The organism is Streptomyces sp. JLSY215 (assembly GCF_059682825.1).
Genome location: NZ_CM185022.1, coordinates 2,598,524 through 2,621,851, shown reverse-complemented (window position 1 = coordinate 2,621,851; position 23,328 = coordinate 2,598,524). Strand labels below are relative to the sequence as shown.

At 72.7% G+C, this 23,328-nt stretch carries 23 protein-coding genes and 1 other RNA gene; 11 read left to right on the top strand and 13 right to left on the bottom strand.

The window, feature by feature from the left end:
* Positions 1-151: 151 nt before the first annotated feature.
* Together AC5677_RS11710 and yaaA are read right to left on the bottom strand one after the other, a co-directional pair.
* Positions 152-865 carry a bifunctional 4-hydroxy-2-oxoglutarate aldolase/2-dehydro-3-deoxy-phosphogluconate aldolase gene (locus tag AC5677_RS11710; RefSeq protein WP_497194971.1) on the bottom strand — a complete coding sequence of 238 codons (714 nt, stop codon included), beginning with the start codon at positions 863-865 and terminating at the stop codon, positions 152-154.
* A gap of 88 nt (positions 866-953) precedes the next feature.
* Positions 954-1,751: a peroxide stress protein YaaA gene (yaaA, locus tag AC5677_RS11705; RefSeq protein WP_497194970.1), complete on the bottom strand. Its 798-nt coding sequence runs from the start codon at positions 1,749-1,751 to the stop codon at positions 954-956.
* A gap of 224 nt (positions 1,752-1,975) precedes the next feature.
* Between yaaA and AC5677_RS11700 the strand changes: the two genes are divergently transcribed.
* Positions 1,976-3,460, top strand: a complete 1,485-nt coding sequence (locus AC5677_RS11700; RefSeq protein WP_497194969.1) for an RNB domain-containing ribonuclease — start codon at positions 1,976-1,978, stop codon at positions 3,458-3,460.
* On the opposite strand, the gene AC5677_RS11695 is transcribed toward AC5677_RS11700, so the two are convergent.
* Together AC5677_RS11695 and AC5677_RS11690 are read right to left on the bottom strand one after the other, a co-directional pair.
* The gene (locus tag AC5677_RS11695) at positions 3,447-4,061 is read right to left on the bottom strand and encodes a hypothetical protein (RefSeq protein ID WP_497194968.1); all 615 of its coding nucleotides are present in this window, start codon (positions 4,059-4,061) and stop codon (positions 3,447-3,449) included. The genes AC5677_RS11700 and AC5677_RS11695 overlap by 14 nt on opposite strands.
* A complete protein-coding gene (locus AC5677_RS11690) occupies positions 4,058-4,882 on the bottom strand; it encodes a MerR family transcriptional regulator (protein ID WP_497194967.1) in 825 nt (274 codons plus the stop codon). Before AC5677_RS11690 ends, AC5677_RS11695 begins: the two co-directional genes overlap by 4 nt.
* 77 nt (positions 4,883-4,959) lie before the next feature.
* Between AC5677_RS11690 and rnpB the strand changes: the two genes are divergently transcribed.
* An RNA gene (gene rnpB, locus AC5677_RS11685) (RNase P RNA component class A) lies at positions 4,960-5,371 on the top strand.
* 245 nt (positions 5,372-5,616) lie between these two features.
* Positions 5,617-5,994: a DUF6193 family natural product biosynthesis protein gene (locus AC5677_RS11680; protein ID WP_497194966.1), complete on the top strand. Its 378-nt coding sequence runs from the start codon at positions 5,617-5,619 to the stop codon at positions 5,992-5,994.
* Positions 5,995-6,056: 62 nt separating this feature from the next.
* Here the strand turns inward: AC5677_RS11680 and AC5677_RS11675 are convergent, their stop codons facing one another.
* Positions 6,057-6,209, bottom strand: a complete 153-nt coding sequence (locus AC5677_RS11675; protein WP_497194965.1) for a hypothetical protein — start codon at positions 6,207-6,209, stop codon at positions 6,057-6,059.
* A 710-nt stretch (positions 6,210-6,919) separates the two neighbouring features.
* Here AC5677_RS11675 and AC5677_RS11670 point away from each other — a divergent pair.
* Entirely contained in the window at positions 6,920-7,171 is a 252-nt protein-coding gene (locus tag AC5677_RS11670; protein WP_497194964.1) for a hypothetical protein, read from the top strand.
* A gap of 426 nt (positions 7,172-7,597) precedes the next feature.
* Here AC5677_RS11670 and AC5677_RS11665 read toward each other — a convergent pair whose 3' ends face one another.
* The gene (locus AC5677_RS11665; protein WP_497194963.1) at positions 7,598-8,500 is read right to left on the bottom strand and encodes a PhzF family phenazine biosynthesis protein; all 903 of its coding nucleotides are present in this window, start codon (positions 8,498-8,500) and stop codon (positions 7,598-7,600) included.
* A gap of 121 nt (positions 8,501-8,621) precedes the next feature.
* Entirely contained in the window at positions 8,622-9,464 is an 843-nt protein-coding gene (locus tag AC5677_RS11660) for an SDR family oxidoreductase (RefSeq protein ID WP_497194962.1), read from the bottom strand.
* Between the two features lie 241 nt (positions 9,465-9,705).
* On the opposite strand from AC5677_RS11660, the gene AC5677_RS11655 reads away from it, so the two are divergent.
* The 4 genes from AC5677_RS11655 to AC5677_RS11640 all read left to right on the top strand — a co-directional run bounded on the left by AC5677_RS11655 (position 9,706) and on the right by AC5677_RS11640 (position 15,029).
* On the top strand, positions 9,706-11,358 hold the full coding sequence (locus tag AC5677_RS11655; protein WP_497194961.1) for an alkaline phosphatase D family protein: 1,653 nt from the start codon (positions 9,706-9,708) through the stop codon (positions 11,356-11,358).
* A 140-nt stretch (positions 11,359-11,498) separates the two neighbouring features.
* Positions 11,499-12,911: a multidrug effflux MFS transporter gene (locus AC5677_RS11650; protein ID WP_497194960.1), complete on the top strand. Its 1,413-nt coding sequence runs from the start codon at positions 11,499-11,501 to the stop codon at positions 12,909-12,911.
* A gap of 77 nt (positions 12,912-12,988) precedes the next feature.
* Positions 12,989-14,038 (top strand): serine hydrolase domain-containing protein, encoded by a 1,050-nt coding sequence (locus AC5677_RS11645; RefSeq protein WP_497194959.1) that lies wholly within the window; start codon positions 12,989-12,991, stop codon positions 14,036-14,038.
* Positions 14,039-14,078: 40 nt separating this feature from the next.
* Positions 14,079-15,029: a small ribosomal subunit Rsm22 family protein gene (locus AC5677_RS11640; RefSeq protein WP_497194958.1), complete on the top strand. Its 951-nt coding sequence runs from the start codon at positions 14,079-14,081 to the stop codon at positions 15,027-15,029.
* Between the two features lie 44 nt (positions 15,030-15,073).
* On the opposite strand, the gene AC5677_RS11635 is transcribed toward AC5677_RS11640, so the two are convergent.
* Positions 15,074-15,250: a DUF6243 family protein gene (locus tag AC5677_RS11635; RefSeq protein ID WP_497194957.1), complete on the bottom strand. Its 177-nt coding sequence runs from the start codon at positions 15,248-15,250 to the stop codon at positions 15,074-15,076.
* A gap of 134 nt (positions 15,251-15,384) precedes the next feature.
* Between AC5677_RS11635 and AC5677_RS11630 the strand changes: the two genes are divergently transcribed.
* Both AC5677_RS11630 and AC5677_RS11625 read left to right on the top strand, forming a co-directional pair.
* Positions 15,385-15,984, top strand: a complete 600-nt coding sequence (locus tag AC5677_RS11630) for a TetR/AcrR family transcriptional regulator (RefSeq protein WP_497194956.1) — start codon at positions 15,385-15,387, stop codon at positions 15,982-15,984.
* Positions 15,985-16,125: 141 nt separating this feature from the next.
* Positions 16,126-16,866, top strand: a complete 741-nt coding sequence (locus tag AC5677_RS11625) for a bifunctional DNA primase/polymerase (protein WP_497194955.1) — start codon at positions 16,126-16,128, stop codon at positions 16,864-16,866.
* A 77-nt stretch (positions 16,867-16,943) separates the two neighbouring features.
* Here the strand turns inward: AC5677_RS11625 and AC5677_RS11620 are convergent, their stop codons facing one another.
* The 4 genes from AC5677_RS11620 to efeO all read right to left on the bottom strand — a co-directional run bounded on the left by AC5677_RS11620 (position 16,944) and on the right by efeO (position 21,343).
* On the bottom strand, positions 16,944-17,879 hold the full coding sequence (locus AC5677_RS11620; RefSeq protein WP_497194954.1) for an SCO2278 family lipoprotein: 936 nt from the start codon (positions 17,877-17,879) through the stop codon (positions 16,944-16,946).
* The gene (gene efeU / locus AC5677_RS11615) at positions 17,809-18,801 is read right to left on the bottom strand and encodes an iron uptake transporter permease EfeU (RefSeq protein ID WP_497194953.1); all 993 of its coding nucleotides are present in this window, start codon (positions 18,799-18,801) and stop codon (positions 17,809-17,811) included. The genes AC5677_RS11620 and efeU overlap by 71 nt, the downstream gene beginning before the upstream one ends.
* A gap of 69 nt (positions 18,802-18,870) precedes the next feature.
* Positions 18,871-20,160, bottom strand: coding sequence for an iron uptake transporter deferrochelatase/peroxidase subunit (gene efeB / locus AC5677_RS11610; RefSeq protein ID WP_497194952.1), 1,290 nt, complete (start codon positions 20,158-20,160; stop codon positions 18,871-18,873).
* A 28-nt stretch (positions 20,161-20,188) separates the two neighbouring features.
* On the bottom strand, positions 20,189-21,343 hold the full coding sequence (gene efeO / locus AC5677_RS11605; protein WP_497194951.1) for an iron uptake system protein EfeO: 1,155 nt from the start codon (positions 21,341-21,343) through the stop codon (positions 20,189-20,191).
* Positions 21,344-21,761: 418 nt separating this feature from the next.
* On the opposite strand from efeO, the gene AC5677_RS11600 reads away from it, so the two are divergent.
* Positions 21,762-22,496: a PhzF family phenazine biosynthesis protein gene (locus AC5677_RS11600; RefSeq protein ID WP_497194950.1), complete on the top strand. Its 735-nt coding sequence runs from the start codon at positions 21,762-21,764 to the stop codon at positions 22,494-22,496.
* Between the two features lie 75 nt (positions 22,497-22,571).
* On the opposite strand, the gene AC5677_RS11595 is transcribed toward AC5677_RS11600, so the two are convergent.
* Positions 22,572-23,267, bottom strand: a complete 696-nt coding sequence (locus AC5677_RS11595) for a biliverdin-producing heme oxygenase (RefSeq protein WP_497194949.1) — start codon at positions 23,265-23,267, stop codon at positions 22,572-22,574.
* Positions 23,268-23,328 lie beyond the last annotated feature (61 nt).

Sequence of the window (23,328 nt, the reverse complement as noted above, 5' to 3'; positions counted from 1 at the left end):
GCGAACGGTGGCAGCCGCCGGGCAGTCGTCAGGCAGCCATCGGGCAGCCGCCGGTCAGTCGGCAGGTGGTCGTCAGGCAGTCATCGGGCAGTCGTGTCAGTCCGCTGCCGTACATCGCCGGCACTGCCGCAGGCCGCCGCACGCCCCGGTCTCAGAGCGCCAACTGCGCGGCCTCCCGGGCGAGTTGACGCACCCGGTCCCAGTCCTTCGCGGCCAGCGCATCGGCCGGGAGCATCCAGGTGCCGCCGACGCAGCCCACGTTCGGCAGGGCCAGGTACGAGGGCGCCGAGGCCAGGGTGATTCCGCCGGTCGGGCAGAAGCGGGCCCGCGGCAGCGGGGAGGCCAGCGACCTGAGGTAGGGCACCCCGCCCGCCGCCTCGGCCGGGAAGAACTTCAGCTCGGTGATGCCCTCGTCGAGCAGGGTCACCACCTCCGAGACCGTCGAGACGCCCGGCAGGAACGGCACCCCGGAGTCCTTCATCGCCCCCAGCAGCCGCGGCGACCAGCCGGGGCTGACCAGGAACCGGGAACCGGCCGCGCGGGCCGCCTCGACATGTTCGGGGACGAGCAGGGTGCCGGCGCCGACCACCGCGTCCGGGACCTCGTCGGCGATGGCCCGGACGGCGTCCAGCGCGGCGGGCGTCCGCAGGGTCACCTCGATGGCCGGCAGCCCGCCCGCGACGAGCGCACGGGCGAGCGGCACGGCGTCGGCGGCGTCCTCCAGCACGACGACCGGGATGACGGGGGCGAGCCCGAGAACGGAGGACGGGGGTCCTCCCTGCTCGACCGAGGTGGAGAGCTCGTGGGAGGAAGCGGGTGCAGGGGCGGGCACGGGGGCGGAGGCGGCGCTGGTCACGCCGCCCATGGTGCGCGCACCATCCATTCCTCGCAACGAGCGTTGCGCATGTTGCAATCGCCCGGGTGGTCCGCCAGGACCTCGGACGTCGGCCGCCCTACAGCTCCGTCACGATCACATCGAGGGCCCATGCCTTGCCGCCCTTGGCCGGGGCCTCGGCCTCCACCGCGTAACCGAGCCCGCGCAGCGCCTCCACCAGCTCCGCCGGACCGGCCGGCCGCAGCCCCGCGCTCAGCAGGTCCCGGACCAGCCGCCCCTTGGTCGCCTTGTTGAAGTGGCTCACCACCGAGCGCTTCTCGACCCCGTCCACGATCTTCGACTGCAGCACCCGCACCGTGGCGGTCCGCCCCGCGACCTCGCCCTTGGGCTTCCACGCCGTCGCATACGCCGCCGACCGCAGATCGAGCACCAGGCCGTCCCCGGCCGCCTCGGGCAGCACCTCGGCCATCGGCGCCCGCCAGTAGGCACCCAGCGCGCCCAGCGCCGGCAGCTTCACGCCCATAGAGCAGCGGTAGGACGGAATCCGGTCGCCGATCCGCACGGCGCCCCACAGCCCCGAGAACACCAGCAGCGACTCCTCGGCCAGCTGCCGCGCCCGCCCGTCCAAAGAGGCCAGCCCCAGGGCGTCGTAGAGCACCCCGGTGTAGATCTCCCCGGCCGGCCGCGTCCCCGCCGTCCGCAGCCCGGCATTCTTGGCGATCTCGCCCCGCAGCCCCTGGCTGAGCCCGAGCACCTCCTGGGCCTTGGCCTCATCCGCCGCACACAGCTCGACGAGCTCCTCCAGCACCGCCTCCCGCGCCGAGTTCAGCCCCGGCAGCGACAGCGATCCCACGTCCAGCGTCGGGCCGCTCTCCCCCGCGGCCTTCCCCTCGGACGGCGGCAACAGCACGAGCACGGTGTTCTCCTTCACGGCGGTACGGGCGGGGGTGCGGCCCCGGGAAAGCGTATGGCCTGCGGCCCGCGTCCGAAGAACCCGTTCGAGCGGCGAGAACGGGAACGCGCTCAGGCGGGGGAGAGAGGGGCCACGCGCGCGATGAGGACACACCCGGCGGAAAGGGCGCGCCCGGGGCGGACGATCACACCGCGCCGCAGGCGGCGGCCCACCATACGCTCGGTTACATGCCCCGTCGCCATATGCATGTGACCGACGCTGCCGAGGCGCCGCTGCGCGCCGCGCTGCACGACCTGCGTGCACAGCTGGAGATCCCGGACCACTTCCCGCCCACGGCCCAGGCCGAGGCGGAGAGCGCCGCCCGAGCCCCGCGCATCCCGGCCCCCGACGGCGCAGTGGTGACCGAGCACACCCTCGAGGACGCCACCGACCTCCCGCTCTTCACCATCGACCCGCCCGGCTCCCTCGACCTCGACCAGGCCATGTTCCTGTCCCGGCGGCCCGGCGGCGGTTTCCGTATCCACTACGCCATCGCCGACGTGGCCTCCTTCGTGACCCCCGGCGGCGCCCTCGACGCCGAGGCGCACCACCGCGTGGCCACCCTCTACTTCCCCGACGAACGGATCCCGCTGCATCCGCACACCCTCAGCGAGGGCGCCGCCAGCCTGCTGCCCGACCAGGACCGCCCGGCCGTCCTGTGGCAGCACGACCTCGACGCGCAGGGCGCCCTGACCGCCACCTCCGTACGCCGCGCCCTGGTCCGCTCCCGCGCCCGGCTCGACTACGCGGGGGTCCAGCGGGCCATCGACGACAGGACCGCCGAGGAACCGCTCGCCCTGCTCCGCGAGATCGGCCTACTGCGGGAGGAGCTGGAGGTCGCCCGGGGCGCGATCTCCCTCAACGTCCCCGAGCAGCAGATCGTCGAGCGGGGCGGCCGCTACACCCTCGCCTTCCGCGCGCCGCTCCCGGCGGACGGCTGGAACGCCCAGATCTCCCTGCTCACCGGCATGGCCGCGGCCGAGCTGATGCTCGCCGCCGGCACCGGCATCCTGCGCACGCTGCCCCTCGCCCCCGACGGCTCCGTGGCCCGCCTCCGGCTGACCGCCCGCGCCCTCGGCGTCGACTGGCCCCACCACACGTCCTACGCCGCCCTCATCCGCACCCTCGACCCGCGCCGCGCCGCCCATGCGGCCTTCCTCCAGGAGTGCACCACCCTGCTGCGCGGCGCCGGCTACACCGCCTTCGACGGCGCCCCGCCGAACGCCTCGGCCGCGCAGCACGCCGCCGTCGCCGCCCCCTACGCGCACGCCACCGCGCCGCTGCGGCGCCTCGTCGACCGCTACACCTCCGAGCTGTGCCTGGCGGCCTCGGCCGGCAGCGAACCGGCCGACTGGGTCCGTGGCGCGCTGGCCGCCCTGCCGCACGAGATGGAGACCGGCACCCAGCGCGCCAACCAGGTCGAGCGGGCCTGCGTCGACCTGGTGGAGGCGGCGCTGCTGCACGACCGGGTGGGCGAGGTCTTCGACGGCCTGGTGGTCGAGACCGATGAGGAGGACGCCACCCAGGGCACCGTCCACCTCTGCGACCCGGCCGTCATCGGCCGCATCGAATCCGCCCCCGACGGCCCGGACCTGCCCCTCGGCCACCACATCCGGGTCCGGCTGACCGCCGCCGACCCGGCCCACGCCCCGGTCCGCTTCACTCCTGCCTGACGGGGGCCTTCTCCCCGGCCGCCGCCCGTACCGCCGCCACCGCGCCCCGCGCGTCATCGGCATGGAACCGCACCGTACGCACCGCCTCCCGCCGCCCCGACAGCCGCACGGCCACGACCGGTTCGGCCAGCTCGACCGTCACGGAGGTCTGCCCGCCCACGGCCATCGCCACCGCCCCGTCCGCGCCCTTGCCGTCGCCACCGGACCGCAGGTCGTGGCGTACGGAGACGACCGCCTCCAGAGGGATCCGTATCTCCATCCGGGCGCCGGCCCGCAGCAGCAGCGTGTCCGCCCCGAGCACATGCGGCCGGGTGACCGCCGTCGCCTGGAACCCCAGCATCATCAGCACCGTGTAGACATCGACGACCAGCATCACCGCATGCGGCACCGGATGGTTCGCGAGCAGCACACCCACCCCGACGGTCTCCACCCCGCACACGAACGTCAGCGCGTACACGAACGCCGCCTGCCCCGCCGCGTACGGCAGGGCCCGCTCGCCCGCCCTCACGCCGATCCGGCGCCGCGCCGCCCACCACACCAGACCGGCCAGCGACCGGGCCTCGTGCGCGGCCACCCGGCGCAGCGTGCCGCCCCGGCTCACCGGGCCCGCTCCGCGAGCAGCCGGATCGCCTGCCGCACGGCCTCCGCCTGCGCGGGCGCGAAATGCGCGTAGTACGCCGCGAGGAACCCGTCGTCCGCCGCCGCGCCCTCCCCGGCGGCCCGCCCCCAGTGCTGCGCGTCCATCCCGGCGATCACCGTGTCCGGAATGCAGTCGGCGAGCGCCTGCGCGGCCTGCGCCACCCGGGGATCGTCCGGCGCGGCCACTGCCAGCGCATCGAGCAGGCCGTACACCTCGTACGTCCGCTCCATCGCCCCCGGCGCCGCGCTCACCTCCCCCAGCAGCTCCACCATCCGCTTGCCCGCCGCTTCGCCCTCCGTTCCGCCCGCCGTGGACTCCAGCAGCGCCAGCACCTCCCGTTCCTTCGCCGCCATTGCGGGCTCGGGACCGGGACGCGCGGCGGACGTACGGGCCATCTCCCCGAAGAGCGCGGCCAGTTCGTCCGACACCGGGCCCTCCGCGGGAAGTCCGCCGTGCTCCTCGGCCTGCCGCCGCAGGGCGGCCAGCCGGGCCCGCCGCGCCCCGATCTCCGCCTCCTGGCGGGCCAGGTCCGCATCCAGCTCGGCCAGCACCTCGTGCAGTTCGCGCCCCGAATCGTCGGCCAGCACGTCCCGCACCTCATCCAGCCCGAGACCCAGCTCCGTCAGCCGCCGCAGCCGCGCGAGCGCCACCGCGTCCCGCAGCCCGTACTCCCGGTAGCCGTTGGCCCGGCGTTCGGGCTCGGCCAGCAGCCCCAGGTGGTGGTAGTGGCGCACGGCGCGGGTGCTGACGCCGACCAGTCCGGCGAGTTCTCCGATCCTCATGGGGCCAGTAGAAACGTTGCCGTCGCGGCAAGGTCAAGCCGCCGGAGCGCGCCAGGTAGCATGGTCGGCACGGCGGACGAGCCGGCCGGGCGGCCGCGTGGAGATCTTCTGGTCTCCCCGAGGAACGTCCGGGCTCCACAGGGCAGGGTGGTGGGTAACGCCCACCCGGGGTGACCCGCGGGACAGTGCCACAGAAAACAGACCGCCGGGGCCGCAAGGTCCCGGTAAGGGTGAAACGGTGGTGTAAGAGACCACCAGCCTCCGAGGTGACTCGGAGGGCTAGGTAAACCCCACCCGGAGCAAGGTCAAGAGGAGCCGCCATTCCGAACGGGATGACGGCTCTGCGCGGACGATCGAGGGCTGCCCGCCCGAGTCCGCGGGTAGACCGCACGAGGCTGTCGGCAACGGCAGCCCTAGATGGATGGCCGCCTCCCCTCGGCCCGCAAGGACCGGGGGAGACAGAACCCGGCGTACAGGCCGACTCGTCCGCCGCCTTCCGGCACCTGTTGCCCGAGCCCCGTCCGGAGTGAGGGTTCTCGGCCGTGCCGGCGCGTGGCCCGGCCACGGGGAGCGGCGGCACCACGGCCGCCCGACCGTCTCGTACCCGTCCGCCCGGCTTGTACGGGACGGCACGGAACGTTCGCCCTCCGGAGGGCAGGCGTGCCCCAAAGAGTGGTCAAGAGTTATCGCCGCGAGCTGGCCGAAATCGTTCGGTGACTAGCAGAATGCGGGGCATGACGGAGGGTGCGCCTGAGGACGACATCATCGAGGCCGCATGGCAGAAGCTGCTCGCGGCCCGCCGCGTGGACGGCCGGTTGCTGCGCGCCGCCTACGCCGAGCCGCGGCTACGGCAGCTGTTCCCCTGGGTCGGCATGGCCGAGCTGCACTTCAGCCGGTGCACGGAGCCGCGTTGGACCTGGGACGTCCCGTACATCGCCCCGATGATGGGCGGCGGCTTCCTCGTCGGCGGGCCCGCGCGGTCCCAGAGCGTCGGTCCCGCCCCGACCGCGGAGGCCGCCATCGCGATGGTCGTCGAGCGACTCCCGCCGGGCTGCCGTCGCGCCTTCGTCGGCACGCCGGAGGAGCTGGCCGAAAAGGAACGGTCTCAGTAGTCGGGGCGGATGCCGCCGCCCGCTCGGTCTTCACCGCGCGGGCTGCGGCGGGGCGCGTTGGGTCAGCGGTTCTGTACCCACCACGTCACGAGGCCGATGACCGCCGTGCCGCAGGCGTACGAGGCGCCGCGTACGAAGTTGGTGGCCGCGAGCCGGCGATAGCCGCGCCATCGGCCGGCGCGAGGGGGTGGCGGGTGAGCTTCCGTAGACTGCATGGGGAGTCCCCTTTCGTGAACGCGAGAAGCGACAGCGGGTTCCACGCAGGGAGCCCTCACCGGCCCGAGGTTGGTCGCCGGAAGGCCGGGTGCGGGCTCCCTCGCACTGCACCACCCTACGTGATTGTGCGATTGTGAAATCGCCCGGGGGTGGGTGCCCGCGCCGCGGGGTGGCCCCAACTGGCTTGTCGGGACGCGGTGTTGGGCCCGGTCGCCGCTCGGCCTCCGTCGGCCGACGGATTTTCCGTGTGCTGCCTTGCGGGTCCTCGCCATTCCTTCCTCTGGGGTGATGGACCGTTACGGGGAAAGCGGGACGACCGGAAATTGCGCCGATGCCCGGGGATATTGGCCGCGGCGTGGAAGGTGCGTGTTCCGGCGTCGAGAGGAAAGGCGTGAAATGTGCGGTGCGGTGCGTGAAGTGTGACGTCGGGGCTCACTCGTCTCGATGGTTCGAGTCTCCATAGCCCCTGGTCACAGGCTGGTTTGTGCCTTTATGCTCCGTGTCGCGGCCGGTCAAACTCGTCCGATCGGGTAGTGCGGCGCCGTCCGTGCCGCGGGCTAATGTGGCGGCGTTCCGGAGGGGTCTGAATTTCCGTGCGGGGGTGATGAATTCCTTGTGCCCGCCCCCGTGGGGTGGATTTCTGACCTCTCCGGAATTTCTCCGTGCCGGATGAAAAAGTCCGGCCACTGGTGCAGGGAAAGGCTGGTTCATGGGAAAGCTGACGCGTGCCGCGATTGCCGGACTGATGGTGCTGGGGGCCGGACTGGCGGCGGTGCCCGCCGCTCAGGCGGTGCAGGTGCAGGGGCAGGGGTGCCGGTACTACTACACCAGTTGGGGTCAGGGCCCCAACGGTGAGACGACGGGGTACGGGGATTACGCGGAGGGCGACCGCGACCCCGAGGGCCGCGTCTGCCAGAACGGCTGGTGGCAGGACCCGGACGAGCAGGAGGGCGGCTGGTAGGCGGCCCTGATCCCTCGTAGTCGAGCCCGCCGATGGCCGTACCGGCCGTCGGCGGGCTCCGGCTCGTCGCCACCGGGCCCGTGCGCACGGTGCGCCAGTACCCTCGTACGGATTTCTTCGAAAAGACGTACGGGGGATGCGGTGCTCAGGCACTACTACCGGCTGGTTTATTGGAAACGGCGGATCGCCCGGGCGCTGGGGCTGCGGAGCGGCGGCCGGGGTGCGGGGCCGCGCGCGCATCCGCGGGCGTCCGGGCGGGGCGCCGGGCGTGGACGTGGACGTGGACGTCAATTCGCGTATCACGCACGACCGTTGCTGGTGTTCGGTGCGCTGGTGGCGATCGTCGTGGGGTTGTCGGCGCTGATCGCGTGGGTGGACGACCCGCTGGGGTGAGTGGGGTGCGGGGCGCGGGGCCCCGCGTCCCGCTCAGTCCTCCCCGAGGGCGGTCGCCGTCCCGCTGACGTGCGACCGCGGGTCCCCCGCGCGCAGCTCCACCGTCAGCAGGCCCGGCCGGCCCATGTCGTGGCCCTGGTGCAGGGTGAGCGTGGCCGGCTCCGTGACCAGGGCCAGCTCCCGGGCGTACGCGCCGAAGGCGGCCGCCGCGGCGCCCGTTGCCGCGTCCTCGACGACGCCGCCCACCGGGAACGGGTCGCGGACGTGGAAGACCGACTCCGACTCGCGCCAGACCAGCTGAAGGGTGGTCAGGTCGAGGCGGTGCATCAGGGCGGCCAGACGGTCGAAGTCGTAGTCGAGGTCGGCGAGGCGGTCGCGGGTGGCGGCGGCGAGGACGAGGTGGTTGTTGCCGGCGAAGGCGATACGGGGCGGCAGGGCCGGGTCGAGGTCGGCGGCGGGCCAGTCGAGGGCGGCCAGGGCCTCGGTGAGGTCGGCGTCGGTGACGTCCTCGACGTGCGGTGCGACGCTGGTGAGGGTGGCCTGGAGGACGCCGGACTCCTCGCTGACGGTGACCGGGACCGGGCCCGCCTGGGTCGCGAAGAGGAGGTCGCCGGGGCCGATCCGCTCGGCGAGGGCGACGGCGGTGGCGACCGTCGCATGGCCGCAGAACGCCACCTCCGCGAGCGGGCTGAAGTAGCGGATGGTGAAGGCGCGGCCCGGCTCGCCGCCCAGGCCCTCGGGCGGCGGGGTGAGGAACGCCGTCTCCGAATAGCCCACTTCGGCCGCTATGGCGAGCTGCGCGGCGTCGTCCAGGCCCGCGGCGTCGAGGACGACGCCGGCTTGGTTGCCGCCCTTCGGGTCGGTCGAGAAGGCGGTGTAGCGCAGGACCTCGGGGGTGGTCCGGGCGGCGTCCTGGGCGGCGTTGTCCTTGGTCATGTCGGGGGAACGCGACGCTCGCGTCCGGCTATTCCCCGTCAGCGCGGAGGAACGCAGAGGAACGCAGAGGAACGCAGAGGAACGCAGAGGAACAGAGGAATGCGGCGGAACGCGGCGGAATTCAGCCCCGCCCGATGTACGGCATGGCGGTCGCCATGACCGTCGCGAACTGGACGTTCGCCTCCAGCGGCAGCCCGGCCATGTGCCGCACCGTGCGGGCGACGTCCGCCGCGTCCATCACGGGCTCGACCGCCGTCTCGCCGTTGGCCTGGAGGATGCCGGTCTGCATCCGGCCGGTCATCTCGGTCGCGGCGTTGCCGATGTCGATCTGTCCGCAGGCGATCCGGTACGGACGGCCGTCCAGGGAGAGGGACTTGGTCAGGCCCGTCATGGCGTGCTTGGTGGCGGTGTAGGCGATGGAGTGCGGACGCGGGACATGGGCGGAGATGGAGCCGTTGTTGATGATCCGGCCGCCCTGCGGGTCCTGCTCCTTCATGGCGCGGAACGCGGCCTGGGCACAGAGGAAGGAGCCGGTGAGGTTGACGTCGACGACCGCGCGCCAGTCGTCGTACGACAGCTCTTCCAGGGGGCCGGGCCTGCCGAACGTGCCCGCGTTGTTGAAGAGCAGGTCCAGACGGCCGAACCGGTCGCGGACGGCGGCGAACAGGGCGTCGACCTCGTCGGGGCGGGTGACATCGGTGCGTACCGGGACGGCCGTGGGGCCGCCGGCGCCGAGGTCGCCGACCTGCCGGGCCGTTTCGTCGAGGGCTTCCGGGCGCCGTCCGGCCAGGACCACATGCCAGCCGGCGGCGAGCAGCTCCCGGGCGACCGCCCGGCCGATGCCGGAACCGGCGCCGGTGACGACGGCCACCTTGCCGTGGGCCGGAGCCGTCTCGGCCCGGTCCGTCCGGCCCGGCCCGTCCGCCCCGTCCGTCGCGCCGGCCTCGTTCGTGTTCTGTGCCATGGCGGCAGCGTAAACGCGACACCGGGAGCGGAGCGGACGGTGCCCAGCATGTGGCCGGGGCCCGGCGCGGCGGGTCGGCGCGCCGGGCCCGCGCCATGGCGAGGTGCCGCGATTGTCCCGGGGTGCCCCTTGCGGGCCCAGTCCTCATGCGGCTGTCATGTATGCGTCGGATCGAGGACAGCGCCGCGCCAGGACCCACCCCTCCAATGACTGGTGACAACCACCGTCAGGGGAGGGGCAGATGACTCACCACGCCGCGCACCAGCAGCAGACCCCGGCGCACGAGCAGGAGATCCGGGCCGCCGCGGCGCACGTCGGCCGCCGCCGCTTTCTCACCGTCACCGGCGCCGCCGCCGCGCTCGCCTTCGCGACCAACCTGCCGGGCGCCGGCGCCGCCCACGCCGCGGAGGCCGACGCCCGGAAGATCAGCGAGAACCCCTTCACCCTGGGCGTGGCCTCCGGCGACCCGCTGCCCGGGTCCGTGGTCCTGTGGACGCGGCTCGCACCGCGGCCGTACGAGGTCGGCAACGGCATGCCGAACGCCAGAGTCACGGTCCGCTGGGAGGTCGCCTACGACGAGAAGTTCACGCGGCTCGCGGGCAAGGGCAGCGCCGACGCGCACCCGGAGTTCAACCACTCCGTGCACATCGAGCCCACCGGCCTCGCCCCCGACCGCGTCTACTACTACCGCTTCCGCGCCGGCAACTGGATCAGCCCTGTCGGCCGCACCCGCACCGCCCCCGCCCGCGGCGCCCGGATCTCCGACCTCAAGCTCGCCGCGGTGTCCTGCCAGGCCTACCACGACGGCTACTTCACGGCCTACCGCCACCTGGCGCAGGAGGACCTCGACGTCGTCTTCCACCTCGGTGACTATCTCTACGAGTACCCGGTCAACGCGGTCGGCGGCGCCCGCAACTACACCGACCGGACGCTGCCCGCGCTCTTCGACCGCGAGACGGTCACCCTCGACGACTACCGGCTGCGCTACGCCCTCTACAAGTCCGACCCGGACCTCCAGGCCGCCCATGCCGCGCACCCCTTCATCGTCACCTGGGACGACCACGAGGTGGAGAACAACTACGCCTCCGACATCAGCGAGGACAACCTCCCGCCCGCCGAGTTCCTCATCCGCCGGGCCGCCGCCTACCGGGCGTACTGGGAGAACCAGCCGCTGCGCCGCCCGCAGCGGCCCAAGGGCGCGGACGCCCAGCTCTACCGCCGCATCCACTTCGGGCAGCTCGCCCAGTTCGACATCCTCGACACCCGTCAGTACCGCTCCGACCAGGCGTACGGGGACGGCTGGCACGCGCCGGGTCCGGAGTCGCAGGACCCGAAGCGCACGCTGACCGGCGCGGCGCAGGAGCGGTGGCTGATCGACGGCTGGCGGGCCTCCACCGCGCGGTGGAACGTGGTACCGCAGCAGGTCACGTTCTCCGAGCGGCGCAGCGCCACGGGTGACGCCTACAAGGTCAGCATGGACGGCTGGGACGGCTACACGGCCTCGCGGGAACGGGTGCTGGCGGGCGCGGAGTCGGCCGGGGCGGACAACCTCGTCGTCCTCACCGGCGATGTGCACGTCCACTACGCCTTCGACATCAAGAAGGACTTCAAGGACCCCGGCTCGCGCACCGCGGGCGTGGAGTTCGTGACCAGCTCCATCGCCAGCGGCAAGGACGGCGCGGACAAGCCCGCCAACTGGGGCACGTACATGGCCGCCAACCCGCATCTGAAGTTCTACAACGGGCGGCGCGGCTATGTGACCGTCACCCTCGGGCAGGACACCGCGCGCGGCGACTACCGGACGGTGTCCGCGGTCACCACGCCCGGGGCGCCGGTGCGGACCGCCGCGTCGTTCGTCTCCGAGGCGGGTGACCCGGGGCTGAAGCCGGTCTGAGGAGGGGCGCCCGTCCACCGGAGGACGCAGGACCGGACGCAGGACCGGACGTAGGACCAATGGACGGGCCGAAACCCCGGCCGGGCGCCGCCGTGTGCGTGCCACCATGGTGCGGCCATCACTCACCCATGGAGACGCTCATGACGGAGCCCGGCCCCAGCGCGGCCGCATCCCCGGCCGACCCGCAGGCCGAACCCCAGGCCCCCGCCCAGGTCCCGCCCCAGGCCGACGCCCAGGCCGACCCCGAGGACCAGCCCGCCATATCCGGGCGGGACGCGGCGCCGGCGGCGGCTGCACCCGCTGCATCGTCCGCGGCTCGCCGCACCGGCCTTCTCGTCACCCTCGTCCTCGGCGGCCTCACGGCGGTCCCGCCGCTCTCCATGGACATGTATCTGCCGGCCCTGCCGCAGGTCACCGCCGCGCTGCGCAGCCCGGCCGCCACGGTGCAGCTGACCCTCACGGCATGCCTGGCCGGTATGGCCCTGGGCCAGATGATCGTCGGCCCGATGAGCGACAAGTGGGGCCGCCGCCGCCCGCTGCTGGCCGGCATGGTGATCTACATCCTGGCGACCGCGCTGTGTGCGTTCGCCACCAACGCCGAAGTCCTCATCGCCTTCCGCCTGTTGCAGGGCCTAGCGGGCGCGGCCGGCATCGTCATCGCGCGGGCGGTGGTGCGCGATCTCTACGACGGTGTGGAGATGGCCCGGTTCTTCTCCACGCTGATGCTGATCTCGGGGGTCGCCCCGGTGGTGGCACCGCTGATCGGCGGCCAGATCCTGCGGATCACCGACTGGCGCGGCGTCTTCGTCGTCCTGACCGCCGTCGGCGTACTGCTCACGCTCCTGGTGTGGCGCAAGCTGCACGAGACCCTGCCCCCCGCCCGGCGTCACTCCGGCGGCCTCGGCCAGGCCCTGCGCACCATGCGGGATCTCCTCGCCGACCGCGTCTTCTCCGGCTACCTCCTCGTCGGTGCCTTCGCCTTCGCCGCCCTCTTCGCCTACATCTCCGCCTCGCCGTTCGTCGTCCAGGAGATCTACGGCGCCTCGCCGCAGACCTTCAGCCTGCTGTTCGGCATCAACTCCGTGGGCCTGGTCCTGGTCGGCCAGATCAACGGCAAGGTGCTGGTCGGCCGGGTCAGCTTCGAGAAGGTGCTGGGCATCGGCCTGACGGTGATCGCGGTGGCGGCGACGGGGCTGCTGCTGATGTCCTGCGGGATCTTCGGTGACGTCGGCCTGCTGCCGATGGCCGCGGGCCTCTTCGTCCTGATGTCCGCGATGGGTCTGGTCATGCCGAGCACCAACACCCTGGCCCTGCTGCGCACCCCGCACGCGGCCGGATCGGCCTCCGCCCTCCTGGGCACCTCGACGTTCCTCCTCGGCGCGGTCGCCTCCCCGCTGGTGGGCATCGCGGGCGAGCGGACGGCCGTACCGATGGCCCTCGTACAGCTTTCGTGCGCCGTTTTGGCGCTCGTGTGCTTCCTGGGGATGTGCCGCCCGTGGCAGCGTAGGGGGGAGAGCGTCGGCGGCACGACGGGCGAGAGGAAGTCACTCTGAACGCACCGGTACTCAGACACGGCACCCCGGCCCAGGCGGGACTCGACCCCGCGTGGCTGGAGCGGCTGGTCCACGGCGTGCGGGCGCTGCCCGAGGGCCGGCCCGCCTGGTGCGCGGGCGCGGTGGTGCTGGCCGGGCGCGGCCCGTACGTCGCCGCCGAGGCCGCGGCCGGCTGGGCGGTCCGCTATCGCGCGCATGACCCCGAGCGGGACCGCGGCCTGGATCTGCCCCGCGACCTGTGGGAGCCGATGCGGGTCGGTACGGTCTTCGACCTCGCCTCGCTCAGCAAGCTCTTCACCGCGATCGTCGCCCTCCAGCAGGTGGAGTACGGCCGCCTGGACCTCGACGACGAGGTGCACGCCCATCTCCCCGCCTTCGCCCCCGGCGTCACGGTCCGCCGGCTGCTCACCCACACCTCGGGCCTGCGCCCCGAGCTGCCCTTCTACGAGCGCACGGGGCGCGCCGCCCAGCTGGCGCTGCTGTGGGCGGAGTCGGCCGCCCCGGCGGGCCCGCCCGGCGGCGCGTACGGCTACTCCGACCTCAACATGATCGCGCTGCAGCTCGTGGTGGAGTCGCTCACCGGCCGCCGCCTGGACGCCCTCGTACGGGAGGACATCTGCCGTCCGCTGGGCCTGGCCTCCACCTCCTACGGGCCGCTGGCGGCGCCGGGCGTGGCGGCGACGGAGGACCAGCGGCGGCCGTGGGCCAAGGTGGACCGGGGGCTGCTGCGCGGCGTGGTGCACGACGAGAACGCCTGGGCGCTGGGCGGCGTCGCCGGGCACGCCGGTCTGTTCTCCACCGCGCAGGACCTGGCCGTACTGTGCCGGGCGCTGCTGGGCGGCGGCGCGTACGGTGCCGCCCGCATCCTCGGGCCGCAGGCGGTGGCCGCCCTGCTCGATCCGCCGGGCCTCGGCTTCGGCGTCGACCAGCCGTATTTCATGGGGGAGTTGGCGGGCCGGGGCGCGGCCGGGCACACCGGGTTCACCGGCGCCAGCCTGGTCCTGGACCGGGCCACCGACACGTTCCTGGTGCTGCTGGCCAACACCGTCCACCCGCGGCGCGCGAACGGCGGCAGCGCCCCGCGCGCGGCCGCCGCGACGTGCCTGGCCCGCGCCGTCGTCCGCTGACCGGCGGGGCGGCGCCCGGCGGCCCCGTAAACTTGGCCCAATGCACGAGGAACTGCGCGCCGCCCTGGCCGGCCTGCTCGACGGCCTGCCGCCCAAGCAGGCCGCGCAGGCAGTCGACCGGCTGATCGCCAACTACCGGGGGACCACCCCCACCGACGCCCCGGTCCTGCGCGACCGCGCCGATGTCGCCGCGTACGCCGCCTACCGGATGCCCGCGACCTTCGAGGCCGTACGGGCCGCGCTGACCGCCTTCGCCGACCGCGTCCCGGACTGGTCCCCGGCCACCCATGTCGACATCGGCGGCGGCACCGGCGCCGCCACCTGGGCCGCCGCCGCCACCTGGGCGGGCCACCGCAGCACGGTCCTGGACTGGGCGCAGCCCGCCCTCGACCTGGGCCGCGAACTCGCCGCCGGGATCCTGCCCGACACCCGGTGGCAGCGGCAGGTGATCGGCGAGGGGCTGACCGTCCCGGCGGGCACGGACCTGGTGACCGTCTCCTACGTCCTGGGCGAGCTGCGCCCCGACGACCGCCGGGCGGTGGTCGAGGCCGCCGCCACCGCCACGTCCGTCGTACTGATCGAACCGGGCACCCCCGACGGCTATCTCCGCATCCGCGAGGCCCGCGACCAGCTCATCGCGGCGGGCCTGCGGGTGCTCGCGCCGTGCCCGCACAGCGACACCTGCCCCATCGTCGTCGGTGAGGACTGGTGCCACTTCTCGGCCCGGGTCAGCCGCTCCTCGCTGCACCGCCAGGTCAAGGGCGGCTCCCTCCCGTACGAGGACGAGAAGTTCAGCTACGTCGCGGCCACCACCCTCGACGCCCCCGCCGCCCCGTCGCGGATCATCCGCAAGCCCCAACTCCGCAAGGGACAGGTCCTGTTGGAGCTGTGCACACCGGAGGAGGGGCTGCGGCGCGCCACCGTCACCAAGCGGCACGGCGCCGATTACCGCGCCGCCCGGGACGCGGCCTGGGGCGACGACTGGGCCTGACGCGCCGCCGCCACCCCGGTCGGCGCACCGGGTGCCGCAACCGGTTACCGTTCCCCGCGTTCCTCCCGCAGTCTGCGCAGCAGCTCGCGTCGCTGGGCCTGCGGGTCGGGGCGCCCTCCGGCTCCGTGGCCGCCCTGTCCGCCGCCGCGCAGGGCGCCGCGGGAGAGCTTGTTGCGGGTGCCGCCCACGCCGAGCATGCCGCCTGCGTTTCCCTTGCTCATGGTTCCGTCCTTCCCTCGACCGATCGCGAGACGGGTCGTCTCGTTCGACATCGAGCATGGTGCAAGACGATGCGTCTCGTCAAGCAATTTCGAGACGATACGTCTCGCCTTATGCCCTGGCTAGACTCGGCCGCATGGCGAACAAGACAGCCCCCGACTCCTCCCGCCGCAGCGAACGCTCCCGCCGCGCGATCTTCGACGCCGCCCTCGCGCTGGTCGGCGAGGTCGGCTACGAGAAACTCACGATCGAGGGCATCGCCTCCCGGGCCGGGGTCGGCAAGCAGACGATCTACCGCTGGTGGCCCTCCAAGGCCGCCGTCCTCCTGGACGCGTTCACCGCCGGGGTCGACGAGGACTACGAGCGGGGCCTGCCGGACACCGGGGACCTGGCGGCGGATCTGAAGTTCGTGCTGCGGGCCACCGCCGACGAGTTCAACGACCCCGCCTTCCAGGCCCCCTACCGCGCCCTCGCGGCGGCCGGCGCCGCCGACGCCGAACTCTCCCGCACCTTCGTCGGCCGCCTGCTGGAGCCCGGCATCCGCGTCTACACCGACCGGATCCGCGCGGCCCAGGAATCCGGCGAGGTGGCCACCGGCATCGACCCCCGGATGGCCGCCGAGTTGGTACTGAGTCCGTTCTCACAGCGCTGGCTGATGCGCACCGGCGAACTGACCCACGACTACGTCGACACCCTGGTCGACCTGGCCTTGAGCGGTCTGCGGACACGCGACTGACCGGTCCGGCGGATTGCCGCGATGGCGGCAATTGCCGGTATTCACCCCCCATTCGTTCACCCCGGATCCGTACACCGGTCACCCGAGGCGCAGGATGGTGGCAGCATTGATCCCAGACCACCGCTCGAAGTGAGGGGATAGATGGACCGCAAGAGCAGGTTCTCCCAGTGGCTGCGCCGCCCGAAGAGCGGATCGGACGGCGACATGGACACGGGATCGACGGCTGCGCGCGGCCGCGAGGACCTGCTGCTGGCGGCGGCCGACGCGGGTTTCCCGGTGGCCCCGGCGGCGCACCCCTCCGGCTACGGCTGTTCCTGTGAACGCATCGGCTGTCCCACCCCCGGCCGGCATCCCGTCTCCTTCGGCTGGCAGACCGTCGCCACCACCGACCGCGACAAGGTCGCCGCCTGGGTACGCACCCTCCCGCAGGCCAACTTCATCACCGCCACCGGCATCGCCCACGACGTGCTCGACGTCCCCGTGGAGGCGGGCCGCAGCGCCCTGGGCCGGCTGGACGCGGCGGGCATCGACGTCGGCCCCGTGACCCTCAGCGGCGCCGGCTTCGGCGACGGCCGGATGCTGTTCTTCACCGCCACCCGCGGCACCCCGGACGACGAGGACGAGTGGTGGCCCTGCGAGCTGGACTGCCACCCCGAGACCCTCGACGAGCATCCCGGGCTCCGCTGGCACTGCCGCGGCAGCTACGTCCTGCTGCCCCCCTCGACGCTGCCCGGCGAACAGCCCGCGGTGACCTGGCTGCGCGGCCCCGAGCTGCCGCTGCCCGACCCGCTGACGCTGCTGGAGTCGCTCACCGACGCCTGCGCCCAGTTCCTCGAGGGCGCGCCCGACCACGAGACCACGGCCTGGCCGATCGGCCGCTGACCGCACGGGACGGGCCCGGCCCGCGAAAACGCCCGAGGGGCCGCCGGATTTCCGGCGGCCCCTCGGCGCGTGCGGTCCTACTGCGCCGTCAGCGAGGTCTTCGCATCCAGCCGGTACAGGAACTGGACCTTGCCGCCGGCGCTCTTCGCCGGCACCTTGACCGCCTGTCCCGAGACGTTGGAGATTGCCATCTGGGTGGTCTTCTTCTTCATCGGGCCCTTCAATATCCCCCGCAGCTCCGGCCCCACCGTGATGATCATCCCCGGGGAGACCGTCTTCTGCTGGTGGTAGAAGGTCGCGAAGAACACCAGCGCCCCGCCGTCCGCCGTGCGCAGCGCGACCGGCGGGAAGTTCGCGGGGGAGTCCTCGTACAGGATCCGCGAGCCCACGCCGTTGGCGTCCTCGGCCCGCTTCGTCCGCCATGCGTCGGTGTGCGGGCCGGGCGCGAAGACATCGGGCTTGCCGGTGTTGAGGTAGTCCGCGTACGTCTTGCTCAGCTTGCCCGGGTCCACCGCCAGGCCCGACCCGCCGCCCGTCGGCACGGTCTCGGCGAAGCCGCCGTCCATCTTGAACTCGGGCGCCTTGCTGCTCGTGAACGTCGCCTGATAGACCACGCGCCACGGTGCGTCGATGCTGTCCCGGCTGAACACCAGGTACCAGCGGATGAATTCACCGGTGCTGCGGGACCTGAGGTTGGTGAGCGCATCCGCGATGAACGCCCTCGGCCAGCCCGCCTGCTTGGGCACGGTGAAGTGCGCGTCCTTCACCGTCACCGGCGCGGAGTTCGGCGAGCCCTTGGGGTTCATACCGTGTGCCGCCTTGACCTCCGCCTGGTCGAGGGCGAGCATCGCGCCGGCCTCGTAGGTGGGGTTCAGGTCGGGGTCGAGCGTGCGGCGGATCTTGTTGAAGCCGTCGATGAAGCGCGTGAGGGCCTTGTCGCCCTCAGCCTTCGTCACCGCCGGCACCATCTCCCGCTCGCCGTGCACCGTCATGCACCCGCTCAGTATCACCATTGCCGCCGCTGCCGACGTCAGTGTTGCGGGCACCCGGAACGGCGACCTGCGTGTCATGGGGCTCGGGCTCCTTCGGGGCGACCGGGGCGGACTGGGAGCCCGCCGGGGTGGCACGATTCGGCGCCACCCTACCGGGGGCGAAGAAGAACCCGAGCGTGGGGATCAGATACAGAGCCCACACCGTGACCTGAAGGACCGTCGGATCGGGCTGGAAGTTGAAGATGCCCTTCAGCAGCGTGCCGTACCAGCTGTCGACCGGGATCTGCGCGCTGATGTCGAACGCCTGGGTGCTCAGTCCCGGCAGGATGTCGGCCTCCTGCAGATCGTGGAAGCCGTACGCCAGCACGCCCGCCGCGACCACCACCAGCATTCCGCCGGTCCAGGTGAAGAACTTCGCCAGGTTGATCCGTACCGCGCCGCGGTAGAACAGCCAGCCCAGCACCACGGCCGTCAGCAGCCCCAGCAGCGCGCCGATCAGCGGCCGTACACCGTCGTTGGCGGACTGGGCGGCCGTCCAGATGAACAGCGCGGTCTCCAGGCCCTCGCGGCCGACCGACAGGAAGGCGGTGACCACCAGCGCCACCGTGCCCATCTGGAGCGCCGCGTCCAGCTTGCCGTGCAGCTCCTTCTTCAGATGCCGCGCGGTACGCCGCATCCAGAAGACCATCCACGTCACCAGGCACACCGCGATGACCGACAGCGAGCCGCCGAGCGCCTCCTGCGCCTGGAACGTCAGCGTCTGGGAGCCGAACTGGAGCGCCGCCCCGAAGCCGAACGACAGCACCACCGCGATGGCGATGCCGGTCCAGACCGGCCGCAGCGCCTCCCGCCGGCCGGTTTTGACCAGGTAGGCGATGAGGATGCAGACCACGAGGCTGGCTTCCAGGCCCTCGCGCAGACCGATCAGGTAGTTGCCGAACACGTCGGTTTCTTCCCTTCCTTCATGAAGTTGACGACGGTGGCGACGGCGGTGCCGACGGCGTCGGACGGGTCAGGCGAACAGCTCCCGGCCCCACCAGTCGTCCGCGTTCCGGACGCCCGGCGGCACCGCGAAAATCGCCGAACCCACGTGCTGGATGTATTCGTTGAGGGCGTCGTTGGCCGCCAGCTTCTGCTGGAGCGGCACGAAACCATGGCGGACGTCGCGCTGGTAGGCGAGGAAGAACAGCCCCGCGTCCAGCCGGCCCAGGCCGTCCGTACCGTCGGTGAAGGAGTAGCCGCGGCGCAGGATCTGCACCCCGCCGTTGGAGTCCGGGTGCGCGAGGCGGACATGCGCGGTCGGCAGCATCGACTTCAGATGCGGGGTGTCCCGCTCGTGCTTCTTGCCGACCGGCGCGCCCTCGGCCTTGTCCCGGCCGAAGACGTCCTCCTGCTCCTTGAGCGAGGTGCGGTCCCAGGTCTCGATGTGCATCCGGATCCGGCGCGCGACGAGGTACGAGCCGCCGGCCATCCAGCCCGCGTCGCCCTTGGCGTCCTTCTCGCCGACCCACACATGCTTGGCCAGCGCCGCGGTGTCGGTGCCCGCGATGTTGTGGGTGCCGTCCTTGAAACCCATCATGTTGCGCGGGGTCTGGGCGTCCGGCGTCGTCGAGGACGTCTTGCCGAATCCCAGCTGCGACCAGCGGATGGCTATCTTGCCGAAGCCGATCCGGGCCAGATTACGGATCGCATGCACCGCGACCTGCGGATCGTCCGCGCAGGCCTGCACACACAGATCGCCGCCGCTGCGCGCCTTGTCCAGGTTGTCGCCGGGGAACTGCGGCAGATCGATCAGCGCCTCGGGCCGTCGGCCCTTGATCCCGAAGCGGTCCTTGCCGTCCTTCTCGAACAGCGACGGGCCGATGCCGAAGGTGAGGGTGAGCCGGGACGGCGGCAGGCCCAGCGCCTCGCCGGTGTCGTCCGGCGGCGCCTCCGCCAGCCCGCCGACCGCGCCGTCGCCGACCGCGTCGCCCGCGGTCATCCGCGCCGCCGCCTTCGTCCACTCCTTGAGCAGCGCGATCAGCTCGTCGCGGTCATCCGTCGTGACGTCGAAGGCGGCGAAGTGCAGCCGGTCCTGGACCGCGGAGGCGATCCCGGCCTGGTGGGCGCCGTGGAAGGCGACCGCGGCGCCCGCCGTGGCATCCGCCCCGGCCGGCTGGGCGTCACTGCCGGTGCGCAGCGCCGCCGCCGTACCGCCGGCCGCGACCGCGCCGAGCGCCAGCCCCGCGCCTCCCCAGCCCAGCAGCGACCGCCGCGAGGGGGCGCGTCCGGCCGCGCCGTCGTTCGTCTCGTCGTTGGACATGCGACGTCCCTCCCTTTCCCGTACCGGACTACTTGTTCTCGGCCACCGCGGCGGCCAGCTTCGACAGCGGCTCGGCCAGCGCGTTGACGCTGTCGGACAGGGTCTTGCGCTCGCCCTTGCCGACCGTGTCGTACGAGGCGAAGCCGTCGGCGGACTTGCTGTCGCGGTGCTTGTCGAGCTGCCCGAGGATCGCCTTGAACTGCTTGTCCAGCTCCTTGGCCAGCGCCGGGTCGTTCTTGGCGGCGACCGGCTTCAGCAGCTCGTACGCCTTCTGGGCGCCCTCGACGTTGGCGTGGAAGTCGATCAGGTCGGTGTGGCTGTAGCGCTCTTCCTCACCGGTGACCTTGCCGGTGGCCACCTCGTCGAGCAGCTCCTTGGCGCCGTTGGCCATGGTGGTCGGGTTGATCACGGCCTTGCCGACCCGCCCCTGCCAGTCCTTGAGGTCCTTCATCAGCTCGTCGGCGAGCTTCTTGTCGTCCCCGGAGATCTTCTTCTTCTCCCACAGGGACTGCTCCAGCTTGTGCCAGCCGGTCCACTTCTGGCCGTCCGCCAGACCGTCCGCACGCGTGTCGACCTTGGGGTCGATGTCACCGAACGACTCGGCCACCGGCTCGGTCCGCTCCCAGCCGATCCGCGACACGGCATAGGCCTTCTTCGCGGCCTCGACGTCCCCGTCCTTCACCGCGTCGGCGAACTTCTGCGCCGCGGGGACGGTCAGGTCGGCCTGCTCCTGGGCGTACTTGCGGTACGCGCTGACCGCGGCGTCCAGCTGCGGGTTCCGCTTGGCCGTCGCGCCCTTGCCGGTCGCGGTCACCTTCTGGCGGATGCCGCCGCCCTTCATACCGGGCTTGCACGCGATCTCGTACGTACCGGCCTTGATCTCGGCGGTGATCTCCGCCTTGGTGCCGGGCCCGATGTTCTCCCGCTCGGTCACGATCCGGTCGCCGGGCGCGTAGACATACACCTCGGTGATCTTGGAGCCCTTGTTCTGGACGGCGAACTGCACATGCCCGGCCGGGAACTCCTTGGCCGAAACCTTGCACTCGCTGTCCGTCGCGGTCACCTCGACCGTGCCCTTGCCGCCCGCGCTCTTGCCGTCGCTCTTCTCGGCGCAGCCGGCGACGGCGGTCAGGGTCGCGGCCACGGCGATGGCGGCGACGACGGGGGAGCGGTGGGCTCGCATACGGACTCCAGGCGGGCTCGGGCGATGCAAAAACAGGGGGACGGACATCAGGGCTGCCACTAAGGCAGCCCTAAGTTATCTGAGGCTTACCTGGTTCTGCCCACCCTGTCCAGTGATCCCGCTCTCACGGACAACGACCTGATTACGGATGGGGTCGACCTCGGTCACGGAAGCGTCATGGTTCGGTCAAGGTAAGGGGCGTCGCCTGCGGCGGGTCATGACCGGTGATATTCGGCCGACGGGCCGCCGAGCGGCGTGGCGAAAACCATGCGGTGCGAGGTCCGCGGAGCCCATGGCGACCACGGCATCCGTGCCGCACATGATCGTCGGCGCACGCACGGGTGCTGTTGGATGAGGGACGGGAACGGGGGCCGCAGCGATGCGGCGAGCCATACGGAACGGCCGAGGGGGCAGGGAAATGAGCGACGGCGGAGCGGGCGATGCGGGCATGACCGGCGGGGGAGCGGCGGTGGAGCTGCACGTCCTCCGGGTCTTCTGCGGCGGCGAGGGGCGGGGCGGCAACCTCCTGGGCGTCGTCCGCGACGGCGCCGCCTTCCCGGCCGAGCCGGACCGGCAGGCCCTCGCCGCCCGGCTCGGCTTCAGCGAGACGGTGTTCCTCGACGATGCGGCCCGGGGCGTGGCGGACATCTACACCCCGAGCGTGCGGCTGCCGTTCGCCGGGCATCCGCTCGTCGGGCTGGCCTGGCTGCTGCGCCACCTCGGACGTCCGGTGACCGTGCTGCGGCCGCCCGCCGGTGAGGTGGCGGTCGCGTACGACGGGGAGTTCACCTGGGTACGCGGCCGGCCGGAGTGGGTGACCGGGCGCCGGACCCAGGAGTACGGGTCCCCCGCCGAGGTCGACGCGCTGCCCGCGCCGCCGCCGGGCGAGGGCTGGCTCTACGCCTGGGCCTGGCGGGACACCGGCGCGGGCGCCGTACGGGCCCGCGGATTTCCCCGGCGCGGCGACAACATCGCGGAGGACGAGGCCACCGGCGCCGCCGCGCTCGTCCTCACCCATGAGCTGGGCCGCGGCCTCGACATCCGCCAGGGCGCGGGCTCCCGGATCCTGACCCGGCCGCGGCCGGACGGCGCCATCGACATCGGCGGCCGCGTCGCGCTCGCCGGGGTCAGGGAGGTGGAGCGGGCGCGGTAGGGGAGGCCGGCCGGGCGTCACGGCCCACGCCGTGCGCCCAGCCGCTGCGCGCTCCGCACGCGCCCGCACCCGCCCTCAGGCGCTCAGCGGGAACTCCGCGCCCAGCTCCCGGAAGACCGCGCTGTTCAGCGCGAACGCCCGCTTGCACTCGTCGACGACGCGCTGCTTCTCCAGGTCGTCGACCGGCAGCGCGTCGAGCAGTTCACGGTACTCGCGCTTGAAGGCGGCGGGGTTGCCTATGTCCTCGAAGACGTAGAACCGCACGCCGTCGCCCTTGCGCGCGAAGCCCCAGGTCTTCTCGGCCGTACCGCGGATGATCTGGCCGCCGGAGAGGTCGCCGAGATAGCGGGTGTAGTGGTGGGCGACATAGCCGGCCGGCCACTCGTGGGCGCAGTCGCGCACGCGGTCGGCATAGGCGGCGGTGGCGGGCAGCGGCTCCAGTCCCGCGTGCCAGGACGGGCCGGCCAGGTGGGTGAGGTCGCGTTCCAGCTCGGTGGTGCGGGCGAGCTCGGGGCGGATGAAGGGGCCCGCCACCGGGTCGTCGGCGAGCGCCTGGGAGGTCTCCTCCAGGGCGCGGTAGACGAACCACAGCTGCTCGGTGTAGCGCCGGTAGGCCGCGACCCCGAGCCTGCCGCCGAGCAGATCGCTCATGAACGAGGAGTTCTCCGCCTCGGTGTGCTGCTCGTGCGAGGCGGTGCGGATGACCGTCGAGAAGGGGGGCGGTGAATCCGGGAGCTCGGGGGACGACGGAGTCGGGCTGGACGCTTCCAAAGCGGGCCTCCGGGGCCGAGAGGAGCGGAGGGAACAGGCGGTCCACCCGTTCCCGACAACC